We start from the raw sequence: 14,307 nt of genomic DNA on the forward strand, positions 1-14,307 counted from the left end.
TTAATCAGTATATTAAATAGAATTTCAAAAGCAAGGGCATATCCTGCTTTGACATGACTTATATTGAACTTTCGGACGAACGGTTAATTGAATCAATAAGTGGCTTTAAGAATATTTCAGGCTGATGAGGTGGAATGCCGTGAGGCATAAAGATGGGCGAAGCCTTGAAATGAGGCTCCTGCGACCAAGCAAAAGAAAAGCGGCCCGTGAGCCGCTTTATCTTTCTCTGTCTGTTGGTTCATAGAGCTTCCTGCCAGTTGTCCCCATCACTTGAGACAAGAGCCCCATCCCAGTAGTAGGGCTGGAACTCGATTCCTTTGAGGAAGTCCCCTTGCCTGATGTTGGTGTGCAAGATGGTGTCGATGGCTGCTTGAAACCTCTCGGCCTGGCTGGAGTTCACCAGCTCCAACATGAGGGCCTTGAGCCTGCTCTTGGTCTGCTGGACGTTCTCACAGTCGATGTCCACGCCATAGAGGCTGGAGAGCACTTTGAGGCTGTAGATGTCCTCGGGCTCAGACAGTCCATCGGCATAACTGAGCTTCTTCCTCAAGATGGCGACAAGAAAGTTGCCCGTGCCGCATGCTGGCTCAAGGAAGGTAGCAAGAGGGTTCAGAAATTCGTCGGCTGGGAGAAGGTTGAGCATGGCATCAACCTCTCTGTCATTCGTGAAGACCTCACCTAGCTTCTTCACCCTCTCTTTGGACTTGATCTGATTCATGCTTTGACCGCGATTGCTTGTGCAATCTCTCTGTAGAAACCCAAGTTGTCTTTCTGCATTGCTTCCTCGTTGTTCTTGAGTGCATTGCGTTTGGCCTCGTGAGTCGTTGGTTTTGTGTCGTCCAAGAAGCCTTCTCTGCCAATTGCAGTCAACACTTGGTTTCGCTTGTAGATATTGCCCATGGTGTTAGGCACAGCCAAGACTTCGCTGTAGACCGTTCTCAGGAATGGGATGAATGCTTCATTGAGGTGATCCGCTGCCTTGAACTTGAATCGGTCATGCAGCTTGTAGAGGCCGTCCAAGTCGTCTTCTCTCATGTCAGAGTTGAAGTCCTCGCGTGCTTCTTGTATGAGAGCAGCCAAGCTTTTGCGAGCTTGAGACTCGTTCTCTGGTGTCTCAGTGAATGATCCGTACTCTTTGCATTCCTTGATGATTTCCTCAAAATTCTTCATTGTTTTTCTCCTTTTGGGTTAGTTGAGTTAAGTGGTTTGCCGTCGAAGGCTTCAATCTTTGCTGTGATGACTTCTCTGAGCCATGTCGGCCATTTGAAATGGTGCTCTGCACTCACTCTCTTCATTGCATTGAGAAGCACATCGTCCATCTTGACTTCAATCTTCTTGTCCTTGCTCATTTCATGTCTCCTTGATCGAGACTGAACTCAAAGATTGGAGTTGGATTTGTTGGCAATTCTCTTTCAAGTTCGTCAATCAATCCAAAAATGACGCCTCCGACCTGTGGGTCGTTGTAGATGACTTGAACCAATGCCTTGGCCCATTCTGTTGAGTCTGATGTTGGATGAGGCTGGGACTCGTACTTTTTCAAAGTAGAGACTGCTCTTTGCAGAGCCTCAATCACTCCTTGAACTTCTAATTGGTGTTTTATGCTCATGTCTCTCTCCCTCAAATTTTGTAGTTGATTGTTCTACGCGCAACCTTATCTATCGGCTCAACATTGGCTTTCTCGTCTTCAGATCGAATGACAGTGAGGTTTCCAGATTTTCGGGATTCAGAGAAGTTCATGGTGTTTCGCGGTCTACTTTGGCTCATTGCCTGAGCTTCTGCCTGTGCTTTTATTGCCGCATAGATTTCGTAAGTGCCTTCTTGACTTACCACCTGATTTTTGATTCCTATTGCAAAGCTACTTGATTCGTGTTTCATAATTTTTCCTTTATGGTTCTTGTTGTAGAGCCCGTTTGGTGGGCTAGTCCATGTGTTCAATCGTGGCAGCCATCATCCTCAACTGGGTTGAGAACTCTTTGCAAAGCTTCGCGTATGGATTCCTTGCTGCGAACCATGACAGACGTGGTGTAGCTGTGATCGCCTGTGGTTGAGACTTGGAACTCAAAGCCAAGCCAGTAGTTTCCGCTGTAGCTCATGAAGTTATGGATATTGAAGATTCCGAACTCATTTTCTAATTTTGTTTTGACCGATTTATTCATATCAATTCCTTTGTTTTTATATATTCAATATACGAAATAAAATTAAGAAGGCAAGGGTTAGCACTGCTTTAGCATGCCTTTTTTGGAACTTTCGGACGAACGGTTCGATTCCCGCCGAATGGTGGAGATAAGAAATTCTTAAAGCCACTTCGTTCTTGAATCAAGACAAAGCTGATAGGTGGGGTAGGCAAAAGCTCAGAAGAACTTAGGAATGCCGTGAGGCATAAAGATGGGCGAAGCCTTGAAATGAGGCTCCTGCAACTTAGCTTTTTTGTGAAATGGACTGTGCCAAGCGTGCCAAGCGTGCCAACCGCCACTTTTTTTCACTTGGCACAGCAAAACCCTTTATCCATGCGGGTTCCGGCTTGGTGTGCCAGACGTGCCAAGTGCTTTTCAATACTTCGAGGTAAAAAATTCCTATTGCATATATGTCTGTGTTTGTATGGTGAGATATTGAATTTCACCTGGCACGCCTGGCACAGCAGGCGAAATGCTGAATAAAATCAATGAGTTAAGTTGTTCCAGGTGTCGAAAGTGCTCGGTTGGCACGCTTGGCACGCCTGGCACACTTTTGAATCGGGCACAAAAAAAGCGGCACATGGCCGCTTTCTTATCTTCGTGTCAGTCATTTCAAAACACTTCTAGCTCTTCCTTTTGATTCCTGCTGAGCTTCCAAGAGTTGATCTGCCTGTCAAAGTCCTCTGCTGGAACAGGCTTGACTGCTGGAGGCTCCACCTTCTTTGATTGGTCAAGGGCTTCTTCCAATTCACCTTGGAAGCTGAGGAAGACATAGCGTTTGAACTCGCCGCCTACCCTCTTTCTTTCTTCTTTCATACTTGGGAAACGGGCCTTGAGTCTTCTCCAGAATTCAGCATTCCCGTAGGGCATGAAGCCGGAAGTCTCACAGTAGGCTTTGTAGCGGCCATAGACCTCATCCTTCTGGATAGAGACTGCTGACTCTTCGAGCATGCTGTCGGCCACGAAGGGCAGGACTGAGTTGCTGAGTTCCTTTTCCTTGATGGTGGATGACTTCACAACATCGGGAATGTCGAACTTTTTTCTTCTGAGCAGTCTCTGAAGTCCAAGGAGGCACCAGTTGACGACATGGATTAGCTCGTCTCTGATGATGAGCTTTTGCAAGTCCAAGATGATGTCTGGGCTGTTCTCAGCGATCACAACATCCCACTCAACAATCATCACCCTTCGCCAGACTCCGTTGGACTCGTCTTCGATTTTGGGGAAGCGGTTGCACGAGACAAGCCACTTGGCCGTAGGTGCATACTCAAACTGGTTCTTGAACTTGCCTTCCAGGGTCACGACATCGCCTGAAATGCAGGACTTCAAGACTTCCTCGTTGATCCCCTTTTTGGGGGCCTCGGCTGAGACTGCCAAGGATGCGTCCTTGAGGCTGTAGGTGCCGAATCCATCCAACTTGTCCAATCGCATGGCTGCGACCTTCTGATGGAGTGCTGACACGATGGAGATGAGAACGGACTTGCCGTTGCTGCCCTCTCCTGTGTTCACCAAGCACTTCTGAAAGCGGGTGTCTGGGATGAGGGTGTAGCCGCTGTATTCCTGAACCAGCTCTTGCTTGTCCTTGTTGGGAAGCGAGCTGTTGAGGAACTTGAAGAGTCTGCTGGACTCTGGAACTGCCTTGGGCACATAGGGGCCAACTCTGTGGTTCAGGTAGGCAGCAATCTCGTAGGTGATGCCCATCTTCTTGTTGGGCTTGATCACTACGAAGCTGCCATCCTCTTTCACCTCAAGCCAGTTGTCCTTGAACGGAATTACCGTGGCTGTTGGTTTCGCTGGAAGACTTCTTGCAGTCAGCAAGGCTGTTCGATAGCAAGCACCGGCCATCCTGTCATTGGCCTCATCTGGGGCCATCAAGGTCAACCAGTTCATAGCCAGCTTTTTGGCGTCGTGCTCACTGATTGAGGCCCAGTGTGTTCCTGTCCAGCGGTACATATAGACCGCTTCTTCTTGAGCTAGAACAGCAGTGTCTTCGTCAGCCTGGATGATTCGGCTGTACTTCAGCTCAGTGGCAATATCATTTTTCTTTTTCTTTTTTGAATTACTTGCAGCGAGCATGTTTGCCGCTTTTGCAATCACTGATGCTGGAACACTTGCCCCTGTTGCCCTAGGAATTAGATCATCATCATCAAATGGACTGAAAATAATTTCTGATTCGCTATTGATTTCCTTGTATTCTTTTGTTAACATATATTTACCTCGGTGTTCTGATTATTGCGTCGTCAACGCTCCTTGTTCCTTTTTTGCACTTGGGTTGAAAGCCTCGCTCCAACAAGCGGGGCTTTTTTATGCCTTCATCAACCCTCTTGCAATCAACTCTTTCCTGATCGCATTACGAATTAGCTGATTTCTGTTCATCCCTTCAGTCTCGCAGAAGTCATTCAGGATGTTGAACAGATCCATCTGTTTCTTGTCTCCATGACTGAATGTGACGGGAATTTGTGCTCTTGCTGGTTGTTTTTCTATCATTGCCATCTCCTTATATATTTGCAATACTTGTATATATTAAGGAAAGATATTACAAATGTCAATAGACTATTGCGAATTAATTAATTGGCATACATATAAGTGAGTTCTCTGAGCCCAGCTTTTGGGACAAGCTATAGGAAGATCGAAAAGAAACGAGAGGGGCCTTGACGTTCAGGGTCCGATGCGTTGGAATGAATTTATGACTTAGGGAGAACCATGATGACCATGACCGTAAACAAGTTCGCCTTGCGCGACCAGGTAGAAGACCGTTTGAATGCACGTGCCAAGCTTTTGGCATTGGGCTGGCTTGGTGTGGCCTGCCTTGTTCTGATGGCTGGCCTTGGCCTGTCAGGTCAACTTTTCAACTCATCCCGAGTTGAAGAGCATGGTTCCCTCATCGCAGTGGCCTTCAGCCTTTACCTGATGGTTCCAGTAGCCATCTTCTTGGCAGCATGGAAGAAGCGACATCTGCCCTACTGGGCACTTGCTCTGTACTTCTTCGTCATGCCCTTGGCGATCTACTTCGTCATCCTGAAGTGGTTCGACTCCAAGACGGCGGGTTGAACTCGATCATCAAAGTTAGGGATAGCCTCGGCCATCCCGCTTGTACTGCTGTCCGTTCAGTCGGAGAGCATGGCTTTTTTTGCCTGACTACTGCCGAAGGGAGACTCTGTGAGTGAGAGCCAAATGTTCATGGAATTGACCAACTTGAGGAACATCAATTCCGCTTTGAACCAGCGAATCAGCAACTACATCCAGAATGAAATGAACCTCACGGGGCAGATTCATGCCCTCACGATGCAACGGACGGAGCTGGAACAGCAACTTCAGATTTGCCGAACGGATCTTCGCCTGCTGAAGGAAGCGACCCCCAAGGATGTTCAGCAGCTCCACTCTGAACTTTCCAATCTGCGAGCCACAAATTCAAACCTGAGTGCTCGGCTGAACGGATATGAGAAGAAGGAGAAGGAACAGGAGGCTCAGACCAAGGCTGCTGCTGACAAAGAGCAGAGGCAAGCTGAGGCCAAGAAGCATGCTGCTGAAGTCAGTTCAACCCCTGCCGCCAAAGCTCCATCTTCATCCCGCAAGGGGTTGCTTGTTCTTTTTTATATTGGATGTGCCTTCATAGCAGGCAGTGTCTACTACCTGCTATGAACTGGCATGTTCTAGCAGGCAAAGAATCGTTGGCAAACACGGCGAACCATGCTAGCGTGCCTGCATGGCACGGATCAACCTCAGAAAATTCATTGCAGAGCACTACAAAGGCGGCGTTTTCGCACGCGATGTAATTAGAGAGGCTCTGACCAACTCAATTCATGCAGGTGGAAAGCTCATTTCTGTTGATCTTCATTTTTCAGAGAAGCAATCAGAAATAGGGGCAGGCTCTGCTGAAGGTGAAAGAAGAGTTCTGGAGCAGATCACCATTTCGGATGATGGCGAAGGCTTTACTTCCGATAATCTGAATTTCTTTGATGAGATATGCACAAGCCACAAGGACAGCATTGGTGGCAAGGGTGTTGGTCGCTTGGCTTTTTTGAAGTATGCCAACAGGGTTGAGATCCGAAGTCAACTCGCCAATGAACTGATTGAATTCCCTTACACCCCTGAGTTCAAGCTTGAAGATGTAAAGAAATCACCTATCGGCGGCTTGCCATCGACCGTTGTCACTCTTCGTGATTTGAAAGAGAAAATCAACACTCAGGTCACGAAACTTGTGAACTCCATTTGTGATGACCTAAGGCTTCTTCTCTTCCTGAAGCACCAGTCGGGTCACACGATTAAGCTGAAGTTTACCCATAACTCAAGGCAGCCATTTGATGATGTTTTCACATTCTCCGGTGAAGACATAAAATCCGAACTGGATCGCGAGTTTGAACTTGATGGAATGAAGTTCAAATGCTATGCATTTAGGGATGAAGCCCCACGAAAAGGCATTGTTGCCCTTTTGTGTGCTGATGAAATTTGCGTCGAAGAATATGTGATTAGCAGACGTTTCGCAGTCTGCCGACATTTGATTTTCGTCACTTCAGAGTACTTCAACAGAAACTCTGACATTGAGCGGCAGAGCCTGACAATTCCGAAGACCGAAGACAAAGTGGACATGATGTCCCCGATTAGTCGGGAACGACTTCTTCCGCGAATTCATAGCGAATGCTTGTCGATGATCAATGAGTCTGCTGAAGGGGATATTGATCAGTTTAAGAGCGACAACATTGAAAAGCTAAAGAAATATTATCCCTTCATCAGGGTTGATTCGTTGGGTGGCAATGCCGCTTTGCTTGATGCTGATGAGGTAGTGAAAACCTACAGGGCTCAGCAAGCTAGAAGAGAAGACCAAGTTGTTGAAACATTAGAAGCCGGCAAGGCGGTGTCTTGGGATGATGTTTCGCATTTGGCTAGTGAAGACCTAGCGAGGTTCATCGTTCATCGTGCGCTAGTCGTAGACTCGCTGGCCAACATGCCTTCGACAAGTGCCGAAGAAGCCATCCACAACGCCATTCTGCCCAAGAAGAGCACCGGCACAGAGCTTCGTGAAAATAATGTCTGGTTGGTCGATGACAAGTTTTTGTCCTACTCCAGTATTTACAGCGACGAAGGTCTCTCCAAGATCGTCAGAGAGGTAGGCGAGTCGGTTGAATCCAAACAGCAGCGAAAGCCCGATGTTGCCGCCTTCTTCTCTAAGGATTCTGAAAACCATCCCAATAAGCTAGTCATCATCGAATTCAAAAAACCCGGTGCGGACATTTTTGACAACAACAAGGCCTTGTTGCAATGCAGACTCTATGCAGGTGAGCTTGTTGATCGAATTTCGACGGTTAGAGAAGTATTCGCCTTTTCAATTGTGGAGATCGATGACGAGTTCTATAGAGACATGAAGCAGACTGGCTACAAGGATGTTTTTTCTCTGAACGACCGTGTCGTCTATAATGACTTTTCAATTGGCGAAAAGAGCGACGTTCCCCTTCACCTCTACGTGATGCCCGCATCTGCACTTATCAAGGATGCCAAGGCGAGGAATCGGGTTTTTGAAGAAGTACTTCAGTTTGATGTGAAGAGGCAGTAGCCCACCGCCTTCCACTTATGTATACCAACTAAAAAAGCCCCATGTTAGGGGCTTTTTCTATTTCTACTTGAATAGGGTTCCAATCCCCTCTTTGACAAACACTTTTGCAGCTTCAGCACCGACAAACTTTCCAACAGCCTTGATCTGCTTGAGGTATTTGAATTCTTTCTTCTCGGGTGGCTCAGCCTTGATGTAGCTATCAACCACTTCATACAGCTCATGGAAGCCGTTGATGAGGTTGGTGTTATCTAGAGAGACAACTTCCACGTCCTTGAAGCCATCACCTTCAAGCTTGAAGAACACCATGCACGGTGTGTTGGCCGTGCCCTTCACACCGAGAGCGACTTGGAAATAGCGGTTGAACCGCTCGAAGTGCTGCTCGCTCCCGCTGTGCAGGTAGAAGATGCTCAGGTCATGGCCCGAGAGTCGATCCAGCTTCGCGAACACCCCGAGGTCCTGAATGACCTGGCCGAGCTGGTGGTCGTTGAAGTTGTAAAACAGGAAAGCGAATGCCTTGGCCCTGCCCTCCTGCAAGTGCTCTTGGCATATCAGTTCGAACCGGTCTATAAAGCTGTTGATGTCGTAGCCAAGGCTTTGACCGCCACTCTGGCTGAAGATTGGAACCATGTTTCCTCCTTTTATGGCCTTCACTGTGCGGGCGGGGTTGTGTGCTGTCAATGCGAAACTAACAACCTTCCAGCACGGCCACGATGTCCTTCTGCGGCCTTCGTTCGTAGGCCATGACCCAGAGGTCGGCCAGCTCGTGGACCAGGGCCAGCAAGGGGACTCGCAAGATGAAGGCTTCCTTGATCCAGAGGGGCTGGTTGTCGTGCTTGGCTGACTCCACGGTGTAGGTGAAGGCATAGAGCAACCTGGATCTGTCCAGCTCTATGAAGCCGATGTCTCTTGCTCGGGCCTGATGGGCTTGCAGGTACTTCACGAAGCTCAAGAGGCTGTCGATGGCCGTGTGGGTTGTCTTGCCCGTGTAGGCCATGCCAAAGCCCTCCAGCAGCTCATTGCTGGTCAGGAAGACTTCGCCTTGCTGCTCCAAACCATTGGCAATCTTCAGCCCCAGCTTCGAGGGCTCGATGCGGTACATGCCGCCGATGTCTTCAGGTCTGCTCATGGTGCCTCAGGCGTGAAAAAGCGACCCGTAGGTCGCTTCTGGGTGGTGCAGAGAAGGATTACTTCTTCAGCATGACGTTTTTGGTCTTTACGAACTCAACGAACTTCGCCAGTTCTTCCTTGCCTTCTGCTGCGAAATACGCCTTGCCAGCCTCAGTGAACTTTTCGGCCAACTTCGCATCGAAATTGTTCTTGTTCGCTTCGTACAGAGCTTTGAAGCCTGCTGGAACATATTGAGGCAGTGCCTGACCCTTGTTGTACTTGGCCGGCTGACCGCGACCGCTGGCACTGGCGACGGAAATAAGAACCTCGCCCGTCTTCTGCGATGTCTTGGTGCCAGTGCCCTTGGCTTTGCCACCGGCCTTGCCGCCAGTGCCCGCACCGAGGACTGCACGGGCCGCATCGGAAAGCTCGGTCAACTTGATGCCCTGCATGGTAACGAGCCCTTCGATGTGCTTAATCGCCTCACCACGGCTCTTTTCCAGATCATCAATTTCCTTCTGGATCGCATCAATCTTGGCAAGAGTCGCCTTGCGATCCTCAGGAGATTGTTTTTTGATGATGTCCAGAGCCAGAGTTGCAAGTACATCATTCAGTTGCTGGACAGTTTTGCCAGAACCAGCAGGCTTAGTCGTTGCGTTCATCTTTGATTCCTTTGGGTCAAGAACTTGTTAGTGGACTCAACAAACAAGGAACCGTTTGTTGATGTGATGGACTCTATGTCTTGAACTTCTTAGCGTCAACACATCTTTGCAGAAAAGATTGATCATCTTTCATTGCGTCGAAAGAACAACAATCATTTATGACGAAAGACCCAAGGCTCTATGGGATGGGAGTCTGACCAAAGCCCCAACCTTCTAGTCTTGGCTAGTTCTTGGGCTTCTTCATAGAGGGATCTGTCTTCCTTTGTCTGCTCCTTCTTGTAGGCCGTGTAGTGCCACGCCATGCCAAGTTGAAGCTGATGAAGATTGCAGTCCCGCTCTTGAACCATCACCTTACCAATGAGCCTACCCCACTTGTCCCGCTTGCTTCCTAGAACTGTGGCGATCTGACCATAGGAACAATCAGAGAGGGCTTGCTTGGACTTCTGGCCGAATGGCTGGCCCTTCTCTGGGGCGTCGATCCCCATGAGGCGGATGGTGTGCTGCACCTGGTTGGAATCCAGCACTTTGATGGTGTCTCCATCAAGAACACCCACCACTCTTCCTGACACATCGGCAAAAGCTGGCAGGCTGGCCCAGAGGATTGCCACCAGTCCAGCAGCTCGACCGATAGACTGGGCCTTCAACCAAAAATCAGGGGAATTCATGCTCTTCGCCACTCCAGAGGCATTTAAGGAAATCCTAATTCAGCTATCTGTACTGAGATACGTAATTTCCGCGAGCTGCAAGGCCGGTAGAACAGATCCCGCCAAGGATGCTGAGAGTTTCATGTGCAAACTTCTCAATCATGTAAGGGGCTTGGGACTGGTCAACCTCAATACGGATGATCCTCGCAAAGCCGCAATTGATCTTGGCAGCTCGGCAAATCGTCTGGCGATCCAAGTCACAGCAACGAGTTCTTCCAAGAAGGTAAAAGACACCATTGCCAAGTTTTTCGCCCACAAACTTGACAAAGAATACGATGCCCTTTGGATTCTCGTCCTCACCACGAACAAGCAAGATGAGAAGGACTACGATTGCGGGGATGTCAAATTCAACATTTTCGACATAGATGACGTTCTGCTCTGGATTGAAAAAATGATGGAGCTACCGAACTACAACTATCACTCGTTGCAACAATTCATCAGATCAGAACTCCCTTCTATCGTCGCCGCATTAGCTCCACCAGAGAGCCTTTTTGCCCGAATGGAAGTAATTCAAGGACATCCTGCCGAATCCGCCAAAAAATTCATTGAAGAATTGTATGGAGACATTGACGAACCCATTGCAAAACAGGCTGTCAACGAAATCAACTCCCTCTACTACTACCTTCAAGATGAATGCTATTTGAAGCTCAGGGAATTCCTATTTGCCCTTGTTCGCTTCTCTAAGGAACGGGATCACTGGAGCGGCGTTCTTGAGATTCCGCCTCTGAAGATCGAGACAATGGTGAAGATGTCTCAGGCCCACTCCAACTTGATGTACCAGGAACTTCATATGAAAGGCATTGCGGAAGTTGAAGATGACTACCCGAGAATGCTCCATACGAGGTACTACATCGAATCGCTTGACAGTAACTTTTTCCTCATGCTGAAGAGATTTCTTAAGAACGATCCTGCGAAGCTCAAAGCAGTTCTAGTTGATTTGGACTTCAGACTGTTGGACTGACCTCAGGCCCTTGCAATGGGCATGTCTTCCCATCTGGTTGTGTAGGCAGGGGTTCGCCTGAGCTGCTTCATTGACCAGTTGCGGCGATCTCCTTCAAGACCAGCAGAGGCAACCAAGACCGTGCCCTTGCCGAAGCGACCATTGAGGTTGTCGACGGCCGTCATGAGCTTGCCGTTGTCGGGCTCTTGGTCCTCGAGATCCAACTCCCCTTGACTCACGGTGTCAGGGGTCAGCTCCATCAGCATGACTCCAGCCTTTGCCAACAGGAATCCCGGCTTGTAGATGGCCCTCAATGCCATCAAGGCGGCTTGAACGATGGGGCGGGTGTCGTTCGTTGGCCTGCGAAGTGGAATCGTCATGCTGCGGCTGTACTGCTCGCACTTCCTGAATGGACTCGTGCGAACGAAGGCAAGGACCTGGGCCGCAACACTGCCCTGCTTCCTCAGCTTCTCCGCTGCTCGTGAAGCGAACTCGGTGACAGCCTCTTCAAGGTCTTTGTAGCCCTCCACGGGCTTTCCAAATGACCTGGTGCAAGCAATCTCCTTCTTGTTCGGTGCGACCTCTTCTAGGCTGATGCACGGGGTTCCTTGCAGCTCCCGAACAGTCCTCTCCAACACAACACTCCACCTTGCGCGAACGGTCGCGGGGTCAAGTCTTGTCAGCTCGTAGACCGTCCTGATTCCAGCCTCTTTGAGCTGTTCAGAAATGCGGGGGCCAACACCCCAGACCTCGCCTACATCAGTGGCTTTAAGAATATCGGCCAGCTCGTCCCGATTGAGCCTGCTGAAGTCGCAGACCTGAGCCAACTTCTCTGGGTAACTGCCCGGCTTCCTCTCTGCTGTCTTGGCAACATGGTTGGCGAGCTTTGCAAGGGTCTTGGTCGGGCCAATGCCGACACCACAAGGGATGCCAACCCACTGAAGAATTCTTTGCCTGAGCCTGCGGGCTCGTTCTTCCAGATCGCAACGAAGACCCGTTAGGTCAACGAAGCTCTCATCAATGGAATAGACCTCGTGGCTTGGGCCGAGTCCAGCGACCAGGCTAGCAACCCTGTCGCTCAAGTCACCATAGAGAGCGAAGTTGGCAGACAGCACCACAAGGCCATGAGTCTCTTCCAATCCTCGGAACTGGAAATAGGGCTGGCCCATCTTTATGCCGATAGCCTTGGCCTCATTCGATCTGGCAATCGCGCACCCATCGTTGTTGCTCAGGACAACAACAGGCAGGCCATTCAGAGAAGGTCGGAAGACCCTCTCACATGAGACATAGAAGTTGTTCCCATCGACCAGTGCGAACATGGTTCACAGGGCAAACTTCTTGAAGGCAGTCAGGACAACACCCCAGATTTCGACGGTCTGGCCGTCCTTGGGGATGATGTCTGCATAGGTCGGGTTCGCTGCCTTGAGCTTCATGCGGCCAGCTCGGATGTAGAGCTTCTTGCAAACGAACTCGCCATCAACTACTGCGACCACGACATGGCCTGAGCGAGGGGTGATCGCTCGGTCAACCAAGATGACATCGCCATCAAAGATGCCCTCGTCACGCATGGAATCACCCTTGATGACCATCTGGTAGGTGGCCTGAGGGTGGCGGATCAGGTGCTCAAGGACATCAATCCTCTTGGCCCCAAGGTCTTCAGCCGGCGACGGAAAACCAGCGGGCACCTTGGCCTGCACGTCGAAGGCATGGAGCTGGGTTGGCCTCAATGGCTCTGGCGGTTGGCTGGCCTCAATACTGTACATTCATACAGTATAAGAGCTGCGGCCACTGAGGACCAGTGAAGACTTGGCAGAAGCAACCGGCCATCAGCCGTTTTCGGACTTCGGAAGGGGCTTGGGCCTCGTCTTGCTGGCTTGTTCAAGCTCGGCCTTACTGAGGGGTTGGCCTTGGCTGTTCAGCTTCTTGAAGAGCCGTTCCTTCAATGGAATCGGGGCTGGAATTTCTCCGATGCCTGCTTTGGTTCCTTTAGCCATACCCTGCCCTCCTATCTCTCCGCGATGCTCTGCGAATCGGGGTCGTATCGGTAGTTCAGAATGTCGCCGCTGATGAGCATGTTCGCTGCGGCTTCGATGATGTGCAAAGGGGCCACAAACCACTCTCTAGGCGAGACTCGTTTGCCCTGCTTGTCGTAGACATCAACATTCAAGCAAGCCTTGCCGAAGAAGGTGTGCAACATCAGCTCAAACTTCTGAGGGTTGAGGTTGTAGCACTCGAAGACAGCAATGACCTTTACCTTCGCCATCAAGTACGTTGGCTCTTCAGCAGCGTTTTTGATCCGCTCCTGAACAGGTGTTGTCGAGTAGCCAATTTTGTAGAGATTTTTTATGGCTGCAATTTCAGGGACAACACTCAGGGACTGAAGGACATAGAGGTAGCCAGATTTCTCATCTTCAGCCTTGATCTGCTCCAGTGCTTCAAGTGCCTTTTCAGTGGGGTCAAGAATGCGTCGGCCTGTCTCGTCCTTATACAGCTCTGTCGCAAGCGAGCGAAGCAGCATGTTCGACTCGGTTCCGTTTTCGAAGATGCATCGCAGCCGTGCATTGACCTTGCCGTTCTTCACTTCCTTCTCACCCACCTCAGCGACATAAGCTGTTATGCCGTTAAGAATGAAGAAATGACCAGGCTGAATCTGCTGCTCTCCGGTGAAGCTGCGAGCCTCCCGAACACCTGATGCCAGCTCAGCATGGCACTGCTTGAACAGCGGTTCAAACTGCTCAAAGTCCTCGCAGCGTTTTCGCTGAGCGATCTTCTCAGGCATGTCCCTCGGGACGGGAACATTCTTGAGGTCGAAGATGCTTGCAGCCTCGTTGTCCAGAAGGCCCAAAGTGTCATCGGCAAAGATGTCGGCAACCGAGGTGATGGCCTTAGGTGGCTCAACGAACTGAAGCAAGTTGAACTCGTCGGCATCCTTCAATGCTTCGCACTTCTCTTGACTGGCTCTGAAGCCCTTCAGGCGGTTGAATAGCTGGAACTCAAGGATGTCACTCGGGTTGGAAGTCGGCTCCTTGCCATGCTTCCTGAAGAAGTCGTTGATTTGCTGAAAGGAAGCGAGCAAACGGTCATCAGGGGTCGCACCTGACCGCTTGGGCTTAACGGTGAGCAGTCCAAGTTCATCGTCTTGCAGAATCTTCAGCAGTGCGTCCTTTTCCAC

At 49.9% G+C, this 14,307-nt stretch carries 20 protein-coding genes; 4 read left to right on the forward strand and 16 right to left on the reverse strand.

Features of this window, described 5'->3' with window-relative positions; all coding sequences use genetic code 11:
• Positions 1-238: 238 nt before the first annotated feature.
• From AABB87_RS02975 to AABB87_RS03010, 8 genes are all read right to left on the reverse strand, one after another.
• Complete coding sequence (locus tag AABB87_RS02975; RefSeq protein WP_341969740.1) at positions 239-718, reverse strand: hypothetical protein; 480 nt, start codon at positions 716-718, stop codon at positions 239-241.
• Positions 715-1,170 (reverse strand): hypothetical protein, encoded by a 456-nt coding sequence (locus tag AABB87_RS02980; protein ID WP_341969742.1) that lies wholly within the window; start codon positions 1,168-1,170, stop codon positions 715-717. Before AABB87_RS02980 ends, AABB87_RS02975 begins: the two co-directional genes overlap by 4 nt.
• On the reverse strand, positions 1,167-1,349 hold the full coding sequence (locus AABB87_RS02985) for a hypothetical protein (protein ID WP_341969744.1): 183 nt from the start codon (positions 1,347-1,349) through the stop codon (positions 1,167-1,169). The genes AABB87_RS02980 and AABB87_RS02985 overlap by 4 nt, the downstream gene beginning before the upstream one ends.
• Positions 1,346-1,606, reverse strand: coding sequence for a hypothetical protein (locus tag AABB87_RS02990; protein ID WP_341969746.1), 261 nt, complete (start codon positions 1,604-1,606; stop codon positions 1,346-1,348). Before AABB87_RS02990 ends, AABB87_RS02985 begins: the two co-directional genes overlap by 4 nt.
• 11 nt (positions 1,607-1,617) lie before the next feature.
• The gene (locus tag AABB87_RS02995) at positions 1,618-1,875 is read right to left on the reverse strand and encodes a hypothetical protein (RefSeq protein WP_341969748.1); all 258 of its coding nucleotides are present in this window, start codon (positions 1,873-1,875) and stop codon (positions 1,618-1,620) included.
• 56 nt (positions 1,876-1,931) lie between these two features.
• Complete coding sequence (locus AABB87_RS03000; protein ID WP_341969749.1) at positions 1,932-2,156, reverse strand: hypothetical protein; 225 nt, start codon at positions 2,154-2,156, stop codon at positions 1,932-1,934.
• Positions 2,157-2,786: 630 nt separating this feature from the next.
• The gene (locus AABB87_RS03005) at positions 2,787-4,379 is read right to left on the reverse strand and encodes a DNA primase family protein (RefSeq protein ID WP_341969750.1); all 1,593 of its coding nucleotides are present in this window, start codon (positions 4,377-4,379) and stop codon (positions 2,787-2,789) included.
• Between the two features lie 96 nt (positions 4,380-4,475).
• Positions 4,476-4,658: a hypothetical protein gene (locus tag AABB87_RS03010; protein WP_341969751.1), complete on the reverse strand. Its 183-nt coding sequence runs from the start codon at positions 4,656-4,658 to the stop codon at positions 4,476-4,478.
• A gap of 216 nt (positions 4,659-4,874) precedes the next feature.
• On the opposite strand from AABB87_RS03010, the gene AABB87_RS03015 reads away from it, so the two are divergent.
• The 3 genes from AABB87_RS03015 (at position 4,875) to AABB87_RS03025 (ending at position 7,722) form a co-directional block, all read left to right on the forward strand.
• Entirely contained in the window at positions 4,875-5,222 is a 348-nt protein-coding gene (locus AABB87_RS03015; RefSeq protein ID WP_341969752.1) for a hypothetical protein, read from the forward strand.
• Positions 5,223-5,351: 129 nt separating this feature from the next.
• Positions 5,352-5,813, forward strand: a complete 462-nt coding sequence (locus tag AABB87_RS03020; protein ID WP_341969754.1) for a hypothetical protein — start codon at positions 5,352-5,354, stop codon at positions 5,811-5,813.
• Positions 5,814-5,877: 64 nt separating this feature from the next.
• Entirely contained in the window at positions 5,878-7,722 is a 1,845-nt protein-coding gene (locus AABB87_RS03025) for an ATP-binding protein (protein WP_341969756.1), read from the forward strand.
• Positions 7,723-7,785: 63 nt separating this feature from the next.
• Here AABB87_RS03025 and AABB87_RS03030 read toward each other — a convergent pair whose 3' ends face one another.
• The 4 genes from AABB87_RS03030 to AABB87_RS03045 all read right to left on the reverse strand — a co-directional run bounded on the left by AABB87_RS03030 (position 7,786) and on the right by AABB87_RS03045 (position 10,156).
• Entirely contained in the window at positions 7,786-8,349 is a 564-nt protein-coding gene (locus tag AABB87_RS03030) for a hypothetical protein (RefSeq protein ID WP_341969757.1), read from the reverse strand.
• Between the two features lie 58 nt (positions 8,350-8,407).
• Positions 8,408-8,848 (reverse strand): hypothetical protein, encoded by a 441-nt coding sequence (locus AABB87_RS03035; protein WP_341969758.1) that lies wholly within the window; start codon positions 8,846-8,848, stop codon positions 8,408-8,410.
• Between the two features lie 58 nt (positions 8,849-8,906).
• The gene (locus AABB87_RS03040; protein WP_341969759.1) at positions 8,907-9,491 is read right to left on the reverse strand and encodes a hypothetical protein; all 585 of its coding nucleotides are present in this window, start codon (positions 9,489-9,491) and stop codon (positions 8,907-8,909) included.
• A gap of 152 nt (positions 9,492-9,643) precedes the next feature.
• Complete coding sequence (locus AABB87_RS03045; protein ID WP_341969760.1) at positions 9,644-10,156, reverse strand: thermonuclease family protein; 513 nt, start codon at positions 10,154-10,156, stop codon at positions 9,644-9,646.
• On the opposite strand from AABB87_RS03045, the gene AABB87_RS03050 reads away from it, so the two are divergent.
• Positions 10,155-11,156, forward strand: coding sequence for an SMEK domain-containing protein (locus tag AABB87_RS03050; RefSeq protein WP_341969761.1), 1,002 nt, complete (start codon positions 10,155-10,157; stop codon positions 11,154-11,156). The genes AABB87_RS03045 and AABB87_RS03050 overlap by 2 nt on opposite strands.
• A gap of 2 nt (positions 11,157-11,158) precedes the next feature.
• Here the strand turns inward: AABB87_RS03050 and AABB87_RS03055 are convergent, their stop codons facing one another.
• From AABB87_RS03055 to AABB87_RS03070, 4 genes are all read right to left on the reverse strand, one after another.
• Positions 11,159-12,454, reverse strand: coding sequence for a Y-family DNA polymerase (locus tag AABB87_RS03055; protein ID WP_341969762.1), 1,296 nt, complete (start codon positions 12,452-12,454; stop codon positions 11,159-11,161).
• Positions 12,455-12,457: 3 nt separating this feature from the next.
• Positions 12,458-12,898 carry a LexA family protein gene (locus tag AABB87_RS03060; RefSeq protein WP_341969763.1) on the reverse strand — a complete coding sequence of 147 codons (441 nt, stop codon included), beginning with the start codon at positions 12,896-12,898 and terminating at the stop codon, positions 12,458-12,460.
• A 63-nt stretch (positions 12,899-12,961) separates the two neighbouring features.
• Positions 12,962-13,129, reverse strand: a complete 168-nt coding sequence (locus AABB87_RS03065) for a hypothetical protein (protein ID WP_341969764.1) — start codon at positions 13,127-13,129, stop codon at positions 12,962-12,964.
• A gap of 11 nt (positions 13,130-13,140) precedes the next feature.
• The gene (locus AABB87_RS03070; protein ID WP_341969766.1) at positions 13,141-14,307 is read right to left on the reverse strand and encodes a GIY-YIG nuclease family protein; all 1,167 of its coding nucleotides are present in this window, start codon (positions 14,305-14,307) and stop codon (positions 13,141-13,143) included.

The sequence above is a fragment of the Roseateles sp. PN1 genome (assembly GCF_038419725.1).
Lineage (GTDB): Bacteria > Pseudomonadota > Gammaproteobacteria > Burkholderiales > Burkholderiaceae_C > Paucibacter_A.

Bases quoted from the DNA above. Each gene is read 5' to 3' on its own strand.
- AABB87_RS02975 (WP_341969740.1), bottom strand. From the start codon at position 718: ATGAATCAGATCAAGTCCAAAGAGAGGGTGAAGAAGCTAGGTGAGGTC.
- AABB87_RS02980 (WP_341969742.1), bottom strand. From the start codon at position 1,170: ATGAAGAATTTTGAGGAAATCATCAAGGAATGCAAAGAGTACGGATCA.
- AABB87_RS02985 (WP_341969744.1), bottom strand. From the start codon at position 1,349: ATGAGCAAGGACAAGAAGATTGAAGTCAAGATGGACGATGTGCTTCTC.
- AABB87_RS02990 (WP_341969746.1), bottom strand. From the start codon at position 1,606: ATGAGCATAAAACACCAATTAGAAGTTCAAGGAGTGATTGAGGCTCTG.
- AABB87_RS02995 (WP_341969748.1), bottom strand. From the start codon at position 1,875: ATGAAACACGAATCAAGTAGCTTTGCAATAGGAATCAAAAATCAGGTG.
- AABB87_RS03000 (WP_341969749.1), bottom strand. From the start codon at position 2,156: ATGAATAAATCGGTCAAAACAAAATTAGAAAATGAGTTCGGAATCTTC.
- AABB87_RS03005 (WP_341969750.1), bottom strand. From the start codon at position 4,379: ATGTTAACAAAAGAATACAAGGAAATCAATAGCGAATCAGAAATTATT.
- AABB87_RS03010 (WP_341969751.1), bottom strand. From the start codon at position 4,658: ATGATAGAAAAACAACCAGCAAGAGCACAAATTCCCGTCACATTCAGT.
- AABB87_RS03015 (WP_341969752.1), top strand. From the start codon at position 4,875: ATGATGACCATGACCGTAAACAAGTTCGCCTTGCGCGACCAGGTAGAA.
- AABB87_RS03020 (WP_341969754.1), top strand. From the start codon at position 5,352: ATGGAATTGACCAACTTGAGGAACATCAATTCCGCTTTGAACCAGCGA.
- AABB87_RS03025 (WP_341969756.1), top strand. From the start codon at position 5,878: ATGGCACGGATCAACCTCAGAAAATTCATTGCAGAGCACTACAAAGGC.
- AABB87_RS03030 (WP_341969757.1), bottom strand. From the start codon at position 8,349: ATGGTTCCAATCTTCAGCCAGAGTGGCGGTCAAAGCCTTGGCTACGAC.
- AABB87_RS03035 (WP_341969758.1), bottom strand. From the start codon at position 8,848: ATGAGCAGACCTGAAGACATCGGCGGCATGTACCGCATCGAGCCCTCG.
- AABB87_RS03040 (WP_341969759.1), bottom strand. From the start codon at position 9,491: ATGAACGCAACGACTAAGCCTGCTGGTTCTGGCAAAACTGTCCAGCAA.
- AABB87_RS03050 (WP_341969761.1), top strand. From the start codon at position 10,155: ATGCTCTTCGCCACTCCAGAGGCATTTAAGGAAATCCTAATTCAGCTA.
- AABB87_RS03045 (WP_341969760.1), bottom strand. From the start codon at position 10,156: ATGAATTCCCCTGATTTTTGGTTGAAGGCCCAGTCTATCGGTCGAGCT.
- AABB87_RS03055 (WP_341969762.1), bottom strand. From the start codon at position 12,454: ATGTTCGCACTGGTCGATGGGAACAACTTCTATGTCTCATGTGAGAGG.
- AABB87_RS03060 (WP_341969763.1), bottom strand. From the start codon at position 12,898: ATGTACAGTATTGAGGCCAGCCAACCGCCAGAGCCATTGAGGCCAACC.
- AABB87_RS03065 (WP_341969764.1), bottom strand. From the start codon at position 13,129: ATGGCTAAAGGAACCAAAGCAGGCATCGGAGAAATTCCAGCCCCGATT.